General features: G+C 71.7%; 1 protein-coding gene. It reads left to right on the forward strand.

Going from position 1 to position 1136, the window contains the following annotated elements:
• Positions 1-1116: an ABC transporter ATP-binding protein gene (locus RF644_RS18645; RefSeq protein ID WP_368797655.1), complete on the forward strand. Its 1116-nt coding sequence runs from the start codon at positions 1-3 to the stop codon at positions 1114-1116.
• Positions 1117-1136 lie beyond the last annotated feature (20 nt).

The raw sequence follows: 1136 nt of genomic DNA on the forward strand, positions 1-1136 counted from the left end.
GTGACCTGCCAGTACCCCGGGGCCGAGCGGCCCTCGGTCACCGACCTGAACCTGGACATCGCCGACGGGGAGTTCCTCGTCCTGGTCGGCCCTTCCGGGTGCGGGAAGTCCACCACCCTGCGGATGCTCGCCGGCCTGGAAGAGGTCACCGGGGGCAACATCTACATCGGCGACCGCGACGTCACCGACGTCCCCTCCCGGGACCGCGACATCGCGATGGTCTTCCAGAACTACGCCCTCTACCCGCACATGACCGTGGCCGAGAACATGGGCTTCGCCCTGAAGATCGCCAAGATCAGCCCCGAGGAGCGCCGCCGCCGGGTCGAGGAGGCGGCGAAGATCCTGGACCTGACCGACTACCTGGACCGCAAGCCCAAGGCCCTGTCCGGCGGGCAGCGCCAGCGCGTGGCCATGGGCCGTGCCATCGTGCGCTCCCCGCAGGTGTTCCTGATGGACGAGCCGCTGTCGAACCTGGACGCGAAGCTGCGCGTGCAGACCCGCACCCAGATCGCCTCCCTGACCCGCCGGCTGGGGGTCACCACCGTCTACGTCACCCACGACCAGGTCGAGGCGATGACCATGGGCGACCGGGTCGCGGTGCTCAAGGACGGGCTGCTGATGCAGGTCGACACCCCGCGCAAGCTTTACGACCGGCCGGCCACGGAGTTCGTGGCCGGGTTCATCGGGTCCCCGGCGATGAACCTCTTCCGGGTGCCCGTGGCGGGCGGGGCGGCGACCTTCGGCACGATGCGCATCGAGCTCACCGCCGCGCAGCAGGCGGCCCTGACCGGGGACAAGGTCACCGTCGGGATCCGCCCGGAGGACCTGCACCCGGCCGCCGAGGGCACCGGGCTGCCGATCGAGGCCGACGTGGTCGAGGAGCTCGGCGCCGACGCCTTCGTCTACGGCCACCTCGCCCCGGTCACCGCGGCGAACACGGTCGTGACGGTGGACCCGACCGGGACCGTGGAGGAGGACGCCGCCGGGGCCCACGAGATCATCGTCCGGGTCGAGGGCCGCACCCCGCCGAGGGCCGGGGCCACGATCTGGGTCGCCCCGAACCTCGACCACGTGCACCTGTTCGACACCGCCACCGGCAACCGCCTCCCCGACTGACCCCAGCGGCCGACCGCACC

It is taken from the genome of Kocuria sp. CPCC 205258, assembly GCF_040981005.1.
Lineage (GTDB): Bacteria > Actinomycetota > Actinomycetes > Actinomycetales > Micrococcaceae > Kocuria > Kocuria rosea.